The following is a 9,125-nucleotide window of genomic DNA, read 5'->3' on the forward strand; positions in this document are numbered from 1 at the left end:
CATGCGTAATTGCTTGACGCGCTCCCCGGGCTGAAGTGAAGCCCGGGGATTCCGCCTGTGCCGCGCATGCTCACGCGGCGGCACTTCGGTGGCTTCCTGCTTCCTCGACCGTGCCCTTCTCCCCGCGCCGGGGCGCGGAGGTCCGGGGTCTTACCAGTCTCCACAGGCGTTTTGGGTCTCCGCTTCCCGCCCATCTCAGGCACGGGTTTCCGTCCAGCGGCGACCTGCCGCCTCCCGGCGGCCAGGATGTTACGTGCGGCATTGACATCACGGTCATGGACCACCCCGCACAGGCAGGTCCACTCCCGCACCTTCAACGGCATCTCGCCGGCGACAGTCCCGCACCCCGAGCACAGCTTCGAGGAGGGGAACCACCGGTCGATCCGGTGAAACGTCCTGCCGTACAGGCGGGCTTTGTACTCCAACATGGTCACGAACGCCGACCAGCCCGCGTCATGCACGCTCTTGGCCAGCCGGGTACGCGCCAGTCCCACCACGGCCAGATCTTCCACGAACACCGCTTGGTTCTCGCGGATGATCTTCGTGGAGAGCTGATGGTGGAACTCACGGCGCGCGTCGGCGACCTTCCCGTGCTGCCGGGCGACCTTCCTCCGAGCCTTGGCCCGGTTGGCCGACTTCTTCTCCTTACGGGCGAGCGCCCGCTGGAGCTTCTTGAGTTTCTTCTCCGCCCGGCGCAGGAAACGCGGGGCGTCTATTTTCCGCCCGTCGGACAGGACCGCGAAGTGCCCCAGCCCCAGATCGATCCCGGTCTCCGACTCGACCGGCGCAAGAGGCCGCTGTTCGACGTCGACGACGAACGAGGCGAAGTACCTGTCGGCCGCGTCCTTGACCACCGTCACGCTGGACGGGGCGGCGGGCAAGGAACGGGACCAGCGGACCTCCACATCCCCGATCTTCGGCAAGCGCAACCTCCCGCCGGACGTGACACAGAAGCGGGCGTTCCTGGTGAAACGGATCGCCTGCCGTTTGTCCTTACGGGACCGGAACCGGGGCGGGGCCACCCTCGGCCCCTTCCGCCTCCCGCTGACCGAGTCGAAAAAGTTCCGAAACGCCTGGTTCAGGTCCGCCAGCGCCTGCTGCAACACCACAGCCGACACCTCACCCAGCCAGGAGCGCTCCGGCGTCTTCTTCGCCTCGGTGATGACCCGCCTGGACAACTCCCCATCCGAGATGTACGGCAACCCGGCCGCGTGAGCGTCGGACCGTGCGCGCAGACCGTGGTTGAACACCACCCGCGCGCACCCGAACGCCTTGGCCAGCTCGGCACGCTGACCAGGAGTCGGGTAGAGGCGGAAGTTGTACCTGAGCTGCACGGCGCCAACAGTAGCCTGGTACCGGGCCGGGCGAATGGGTGTTCGAGAACTCGCGACCACCTGGGGCGCCTACTTCTTCACTGGCGAGCCGGCCACCGCCGAACGCCACCGCGAACCCCGCGCCGTCCTCCTTTGTCACGCCTGTCGGGTCGAACGGCACCACCATCTCGACTCCGCCGGGTAACGCCGATCCGCCTTGGCGGAGGATCAGCTTTCCCTGCCCCGCTACGCGGGACAGTCCGCTTCACCCCCGGCCTGAAGGCCGGAGCACTACGGACGAACCCGGTAGTGTCTGATATCCGAGCCCTGTTCTCTCGGTACCGGCCCAGAAGGCGGGATCGTGCTTACACGTGGTTCGCCGGAAGAGGCCCGCGAGAGGTTTTCACCAGCGCACTTCATGTAATACGGCGACAGATCGCTGAATCCTTAATGCCGTGCGGACGGCCTACTTATCGTGGATCCGCATTGGCGCCTAGGAGAGGTCGCACATGAATGTGAACATCCTCGCCGCACCGGCGACGCCACTCGGCGGTCACCAGCTTCTGATCTTCCTGGTCCAGGTCGCATCCCTCTTACTGCTCGCGTTATGCCTGGGCCGTCTCGCCGAACGCCTGAAGATGCCCGCCATTGTCGGCGAGCTTCTCACCGGCGTGATCCTCGGGCCTTCGCTGCTCGGCCATTTCGCCCCCGGATTCTCGTCCTGGCTGTTCCCCGCCGCCCCGGAGCAGGCGCACCTGCTCGACGCCGTCGGGCAGATCGGCGTCCTGCTCCTGGTCGGCGTGACCGGGACCCATCTGGACGTGGCCATGCTGCGCCGGCGCAGCGCCAGCGCCCTTCGGGTCAGCCTCACCGGCCTGCTGATCCCCCTCGCCCTGGGCATCGCGCTCGGCAGCACGCTGCCCGCCTCGCTCATCCCCGGCGGCACCGACCGCACGGTCTTCGCGATGTTCCTCGGCGTGGCGATGTGTGTGTCGGCCATCCCGGTCATCGCCAAGACCTTGTCGGACATGCGGCTGCTCCACCGCGACGTCGGCCAGCTCACGCTCGCCGCCGGCACCGTGGACGACGCGGTCGGCTGGTTCCTGCTCTCGGTGGTCTCCGCCGCCGCCACCGTCGGCGTGACCCTGTTGGGCGTCTCGCTCTCGGTCGCGTACCTGGTGGGCTTCCTCGCCTTCGCCGTCGTCGCGGGACGCCCGCTGGTACGACGCGTGATGAGCCTGACGGCCGGGTCGCGCGAATCCGGCCCCGCGATCGCCACGGCGGTCGTGCTGGTCCTGCTCGGCGCGGTCACGACGCACGCGCTCGGCATGGAGCCGATCTTCGGCGCGCTGGTGGTCGGCACGCTGATCGGCATGACCGGCACGGCGACCCAGAAGCACCTGGCGCCGCTGCGCACGATGGTGCTGTCGGTGCTCGCCCCCATCTTCATCGCGACGGCGGGCCTGCGGATGGACCTCACCGCGCTGCTCCAGCCGGCCGTCGCCCTGACCGGTCTGGCCGTCCTCGCCATCGCGATCCTCGGCAAGTTCGCCGGGGCCTACCTCGGAGCCCGTCTGAGCCGGCTCGGCAAGTGGGAGGCGGTGGCCCTCGGCGCGGGGATGAACGCGCGCGGGGTGGTCGAGGTCATCGTCGCCATGACCGGCCTGCGGCTCGGCGTGCTCACCACCGCGACCTACACCGTCGTCATCATGGTCGCGCTGGTCACGTCGCTGATGGCGCCGCCGCTGCTGCGGGTGGCCATGCGGCATATCACCCAGAGCGACGAGGAACTCCTCCGCAAGGCCGCCCACGAGTCCTGGGCGGGCATGTACGACACGACCGCCCAGCCCTCCCCCACCGGCCCGGCACACCCCTGAGCCCTTGGTGCCGGCCTCGGGGAACGTGGTCCCCGGCGTCAACCGTCGCAGATGTCGCGGTAGGGGACGTCGGGGAAGGATCTGCGCCACTCCGGCTCGGTGAGGGGGCGGGTGGCGCGGGTGCAGATGGTGGCGGCCTGGGTCTCGGGGTCGATCGCGAGGTCCCGGACGACGCCGGTCGCGTCGAGGAGCCGCAGCCACTGCCCGCCGGAGGCGAAGGCCGCGGTGAGGAGGCGGGCGCTTCCACCGGGGATCGCCGACCCGAGCGGGGCGGGCGTCGCGACGTCCCAGAGCTGGACGGTCCCGTCGCTCAGGACGGACGCGGCGACGTCGCCCCGGGGAGAGAAAAGCAGGGCCGAGATGGCGGTGCCGGAGGTCGCGACCCGGAAGACGGGACCGCGCCTGCGGCCGGTGGCGACGTCCCAGAAGGCCAGGCGGCCGGATTCGTCCGCGGTCGCGAGGATCCGGCCGTCGGGGCTGAAGGCCCGCGCGACCGCGTACCTGTCGACCCTGCCGGACCCGAACGCCGGCCCGGACGCCTGGCCGGTGGGCACGTCGATGAGCCGGCCGGAGGGCGAGCCGACCGGGATGACCGAGTCACTCGCCGGCCGGAAGACGACCTTCATCTCCGCACCCGGGTCGAAGGTCTTGATCCAAAGACGCCGCCGTACGTCCCAGGCGAACAGCCGCTGGGGATGCCCGCGCGCCGGTCCTGCGTCGGGCGTCGTCGCGGACACGACCAGGACGCTGCCGTCGTCGTTCATCGCCAGGCCGTACGCGTACCAGTCCCCGGGAAGGGTGACGCTGCCGGTCTCCACGTGCCGCGCGGTGTCCCAGACGCGTACGACGTTGGCGCGGCGGCCGTCGACGAAGGCGAGAACCCGCCCGTCGCCACTGAACGCGAGGTAGTCCCGCTCCACGCCGTCCGGCTCGGCCAGGGGGATGCCGGCGCCGAGCGGGCGGCGCCGCGCCGCGTCCATCAGCACCAGGTTCCGGGCGCCGGACCGGTGCGTCGCCAGGAGCCGGCCGTCGGGGCTCAGCTGCGCGACGTCGGGCCGAGCGCCGGGGAGCCGCGCGGGGGCGCGGATGTCGGAGATGTCGAGGGTCACGACCGTGTCGTCGGCCAGGTAGCGCAGCGCCGTGCCGTCGAAGGCGACCCCGTCGGGGCTCGCCTGGAAGGTGAGCACGGTGACGCCGTCCTCGGCACGGAGGAGCCGCATCCTGTCGCCGCCGACGGCGAGGTACCGTCCGTCGGGGCTGAACCAGATCCCACCGTCGCCGTCGCCGTTCCACAGGGTGCGGCGCGTGCGGACGTCGACGAGCGAGATGACATCCCTGCTCACGCAGGCGATGGTCCGTCCGTCGGGGCTGAACGCGATGCCCTGCGGGGCGCCCTCGCAGGTGTTGGCGCCATGCCAGCGGGCCACGGGCGTGCCGCCCGGCAGGCGGAGGAGCTCGAAGCCGTGCTCCATGGTCATCACCGCGGCCAGCGTGTTCTCCGGGTTGAAGGACGCGTGGGTCAGGGCGCCTCGGGGAGCGAATGTGGCGTTCATCCGGGTATCCCAGATCGTGCCTCCCTGCCCCGCATGCACCTCGACGTACCGGTCGCCCTCCGCGAAAGTGACGAAGTTGAAGATCTCCGGCTCATCCAGGCGATGGCGGGCACCGGTCGGCTTGCCGGTGGTCATGTCCCACACGCTGACGGTGTCGCCGGCCGCGACCGCGAGATGCCGTCCGCTCGGGCTGATGTCCGCCCCTCGGAACCGGTCGTCGCCGATGCCGAGCCCGTCCCATCCGCCGGTCCGCTTCCCGCTCCGGAGGTCGTAGATACGGACGCCCTGCGGGGACACGCTGACGAGCCGGCGCCCGTCTGCGGTGATCCGCCGGACGGACTCGCCACCCGTCCAGGGGTCGGTGAAGACGGCGCGCTCGCGCTGCGCCCAGGAGTTCTGCAGCGCGGCCCGCGTCTGCGCCGTCCCGGACAGCCGCCAGGACGCGACGCCGAGCAGCATGGCGCGGACCGGGTCGGAGGTCCGCGTGCGGTCGGACTCGGAGGCCGCCTGCCCGGCGAGCGCCTGGTCACGCTGCCCGGCGACGACGCCGCTCTGCCGCACCACCGTCGCGACGGCCACGAGAGACACGACGAGAAGAGCGGCGAGGGTGATCGTGAGCAGGAGGCGGCGGCGTCCGCGCCGGCGGGTGGCCGCCTCGCAGGCGTCGAGGAAGTCGCCTTCCAGCGGGCTGAGCCGCAGGTGGCGGCGTCCGGTGGAGGCCCAACGCCGCGCGGTCTCCAGGCGGCCGCCCTGCAGGACGTCGCCGTCCCGCCGCCCGTGGCCCTCCCACTGCCGCGCCGCCTGGCGGATCATCGAGTGGACGGCGAGGCCGTCGCGCTCGTCGTCCACCCAGGCCCGCAGCCGGGGCCAGGCGCGCAGCAGGGCGGGGCGGGCCAGCGCGAACTCCTCACCCCGCGCGGTGACCAGGTAGGAGAAGACGGTGAGGACGCGCCGCAGCGCGGCCGTCTCGCCGGATGTCCTGCCCCCGAACAGCTCCTCGCGGGGAAGCGCCCGGAGCGCGAGGTCGCCGCTCTCACCCACGCCGACCATGCGCAGGAAGACGTCGGGCACGAGGTTGCGCTCGGACGGGTCGAGGAAGCCGTACGCCTCCTCCGCGAGGGTGCCGAGGCCCGGGTCGGCCGGGCCGTCCGCGCCGAGCAGGCCCGCCTCGGCGCTGCCGGCCCGCAGCAGGTCGGCCTGGGCGTCGCCGGGCTGGGAGATGAGTCCGAGGAGCAGTTGCCGGGCGGTGGGCCGCTCCTCCGGCTCCTTGCTGAGCGCGGCCTCCACCAGCGGGCGCAGGGAGGCGGGCAGGACGTCCAGGTCGGGATCGGTGGCCAGCACCCGGTGCATGACCGCGCCAAGGCTCTCGGCGTGGAACGGATCGTCCCCGCTCGCGGCGTACAGGACGACGGCGCCCCAGGAGAAGACGTCGGCGGGGGCCGCCGCCCGCTGACCCATGAAGACCTCGGGCGCCATGTACGTGGGAGTGCCGGTGACCAGGCCGCTCGCGGTCAGGGACATCTCCAGCGTCCGGGCCACGCCGAAGTCGATCACCCGGGGGCCGTCGGGGCCGAGGAGCACGTTGTCGGGCTTGAGGTCGCGGTGGATGACGCCGGCGTCGTGGATCGCCGCCAGCGCCGTCGCCACGGCCGTGGCCAGGCGGTGCAGCTCGTCGCCGCGGAACCGGCGGCCGTCGGCGACCGCCTGGCGCAGGCTCGGCCCCGCGACGTACTCGCTGACGATGTACGGCTTGGGGGCCTCCAGGTCGACGGCGAGCACTTGGGCCGTGCAGAACGAGGCGACCCTGCGGGCGGCGGTGGCCTCCCTGCCGAACCGGGCGCGCAGGTCCGGGTCGGCCGCCGCGTCCCCGTGCAGCACCTTGACCGCGACCCGCGTCCCCTCGCCGTCGTAGGCCTCGTACACGACGCCCTGACCGCCCGCGCCCAGGCGGCCGCTCAGCCAGAACTCGCCGAGACGCGACGGATCTTCGGGCAGCAGTGCGGACGTCGGCGACATCGACTCACTTCCTCACCACGGAAATCGGTCAGCCCGTTAGATGCCGCCGGAGGCGCGGAGGTTCGTGAGTACGACCGGGAGTCGCGGAAGCTACCGAGTACGGAGGTCAGAGGGGGATGTTGCCGTGGCGGCCCGTGCGGGCCGGGGCCGCGGCCAGGGCCTCGGCGACGCGGCGGCGCGTGGCGCGCGGCTCGATGACCTCGTCCACCACGTCCAGGGCCAGGGCCCGGCGGACGCCGCCCGCCACCCGCTCGTGCTCCGCGACCAACTCGGCCCGCAACGCCGCGCGCTCCGCCTCCGGGGTCGCGGCGAGCCGCTTGCGGTGCAGGACGCCGACCGCGGCCTCCGCCCCCATCACCGCGATCTCGGCCGCGGGCCAGGCGTAGACGGCGGTGGCGCCGAGGGAGCGGGAGTTCATCGCGATGTAGGCGCCGCCGTACGACTTGCGCATCACGACGGTCACCCGCGGCACGGTCGCCTCCGCGAACGCGTGCAGCAGCTTGGCGCCGCGCGGGACGACCCCGCCCCACTCCTGGGCCACGCCCGGCAGGTAGCCGGGGACGTCCACCAGCACGACCAGCGGAACGCCCAGGGCATCGCACATGCGGACGAACCGCGCGGCCTTCTCGGCGGACAGGGAGTCCAGGCAGCCTCCCTTGCGCAGCGGGTTGCTGGCCACGACCCCGACCGCGCGCCCCGCGAGCCGCCCCAACCCGACGACGATGTTCGGCGCCCAGCGCGCCTGGAACTCCTCGAACCCCGGCGACCCGTCCTCGCCCGGGTCGAGCACCGCGCGCACGATCGGGTGGACGTCGTACGCTCGGCGCGGCGACTCGGGGAGCAGCGCGCCCGGGTCGCGGCCGTCGTCCACGCCCGCGAGGTCGAGCCGCCCCGGATCGGCGAAGAAACCCGTGATCAGCCGGGCGCGCCGGTAGGCGTCGTCCTCGGTCGTGGCGATCACGTGGGCGACCCCGGAGCGGCGGCCGTGCGCGTCCGTGCCGCCCAGCCCCTCCATGTCGATGTCCTCGCCGGTCACGCTGCGCACCACGTCAGGGCCGGTCACGAAGACGCGCGCCGACTCGGCCATGATGATCACATCGGTCAGCGCGGGACCGTACGCGGCGGCGCCCGCCGCAGGACCGAGGATGACCGAGATCTGCGGCACCCAGCCCGACGCGCGGGTGAACGCGGCGAACACCAGCCCGCAGCCGTGCATGGACTCCACGCCGTCGGCGAGCCGCGCGCCGCCCGAGTGCCACAGGCCGATGATCGGGCAGCGGCGGCGCATCGCCTCGTCCACCGCCTCGACGATGCGCAGCGCGCCGTCCAGGCCGAGGGCGCCTCCCATCACGGTGGCGTCGGTGCAGAACGCGACCACCTGCCGGCCGCCGATGGTCCCGGCCGCCGCGAGCACTCCCGCGCCGTCCACGGGGTGGAGGAAGACGACCGAATCGGGGTCCAGCAGGCGGGCGAGTCTCGTCTCCGGAGCGGCGGGGTGGCGGCCGAGCCGCTCAGCCGGTGCGGCGGTGACGGTCACGGTCATAGGGGCTCCTCACGCGTTTCACCGCCGCGCACGCGGGCGGGACATGTTCAGGACGCCGTCACGCCGCGTCGCGTCCCGGCTCGTTCACCGCGCCGGCCAGACCCGCCACGGTGAATCTGTCAGCACGCTAGACGCCGCCCACGAAAACGTCCAATAGGGTTTTCTGATGAATGGGGTGAAGGAATTCATATGACCGATCGAATGCGCGAACAGGGGTGGAACGCACTTGACGTCATCCGGAAATGCGTGCGACCGTCAGTCGGGTGAACAGGTCAGCACTGACGACCAGGCGACGTCACGTCGACTATCATCGGGTCACCTCCACATCGTGTCGAATCGCGGCCCGATGCCGTCCGGACGTGGGAAGTGAGAACGTCCGGTAAAGAGCGTCGCCATGCTTCCGCAGGCGCCCTCTCACGTCCGCCTGGCCCGGATCGCCGCCGCTCCGAGCCTCCGAGGAAAGCCCGCACCCGCCGTGACGCGCCTGATCCACCACGGTGGGACGGCCGCGGGCAGGCGCTCGCGAAAAGGGGCGGAAACACCAGAGAATTCCAGCGGTAATCGCACGCCGAGAAAGCGGCCCCGGACGGCTGCCATGGTCGCGGCGAGCCGCGCATGCCGCGGTGATAATACGCGCACGTAACTGGTTAGGTCACCAAGATCGCTAGGTCTTGGATTACGCCGCAGTAGGCAACACTGAATTACCGGCGGGGGCGCGAAGGTCGTCGAGGAGTGTGAGCCCTGGGATGGCGGGCAGCCAGGGGCGGCCCTCGGCGAGTTCGACGAGGGCGTGGAAGAAGCCGACGCCGTGTTTGCGGGCGGT

3 protein-coding genes and 1 pseudogene are annotated in these 9,125 nt (G+C 71.8%); 1 reads left to right on the plus strand and 3 read right to left on the minus strand.

From position 1 onward, the window contains the following. Positions 1-224: 224 nt before the first annotated feature. Positions 225-1,334, minus strand: a pseudogene (locus tag AB0M95_RS23060) (RNA-guided endonuclease TnpB family protein); the annotation flags it as partial. 488 nt (positions 1,335-1,822) lie between these two features. Between AB0M95_RS23060 and AB0M95_RS23065 the strand changes: the two are divergent. Further along, positions 1,823-3,190 carry a cation:proton antiporter gene (locus AB0M95_RS23065; protein WP_363768029.1) on the plus strand — a complete coding sequence of 456 codons (1,368 nt, stop codon included), beginning with the start codon at positions 1,823-1,825 and terminating at the stop codon, positions 3,188-3,190. 38 nt (positions 3,191-3,228) lie between these two features. Here the strand turns inward: AB0M95_RS23065 and AB0M95_RS23070 are convergent, their stop codons facing one another. Further along, positions 3,229-6,759 carry a serine/threonine-protein kinase gene (locus AB0M95_RS23070; RefSeq protein WP_363768032.1) on the minus strand — a complete coding sequence of 1,177 codons (3,531 nt, stop codon included), beginning with the start codon at positions 6,757-6,759 and terminating at the stop codon, positions 3,229-3,231. Positions 6,760-6,865: 106 nt separating this feature from the next. Beyond that, entirely contained in the window at positions 6,866-8,302 is a 1,437-nt protein-coding gene (locus tag AB0M95_RS23075) for a carboxyl transferase domain-containing protein (protein ID WP_363768035.1), read from the minus strand. Between the last annotated feature and the right edge of the window lie 823 nt (positions 8,303-9,125).

The organism is Sphaerisporangium sp. NPDC051017 (assembly GCF_040683095.1).
Classification (GTDB): Bacteria; Actinomycetota; Actinomycetes; order Streptosporangiales; family Streptosporangiaceae; genus Sphaerisporangium.

Bases quoted from the DNA above. Each gene is read 5' to 3' on its own strand.
- AB0M95_RS23065 (WP_363768029.1), top strand. From the start codon at position 1,823: ATGAATGTGAACATCCTCGCCGCACCGGCGACGCCACTCGGCGGTCAC.
- AB0M95_RS23070 (WP_363768032.1), bottom strand. From the start codon at position 6,759: ATGTCGCCGACGTCCGCACTGCTGCCCGAAGATCCGTCGCGTCTCGGC.
- AB0M95_RS23075 (WP_363768035.1), bottom strand. From the start codon at position 8,302: ATGACCGTGACCGTCACCGCCGCACCGGCTGAGCGGCTCGGCCGCCAC.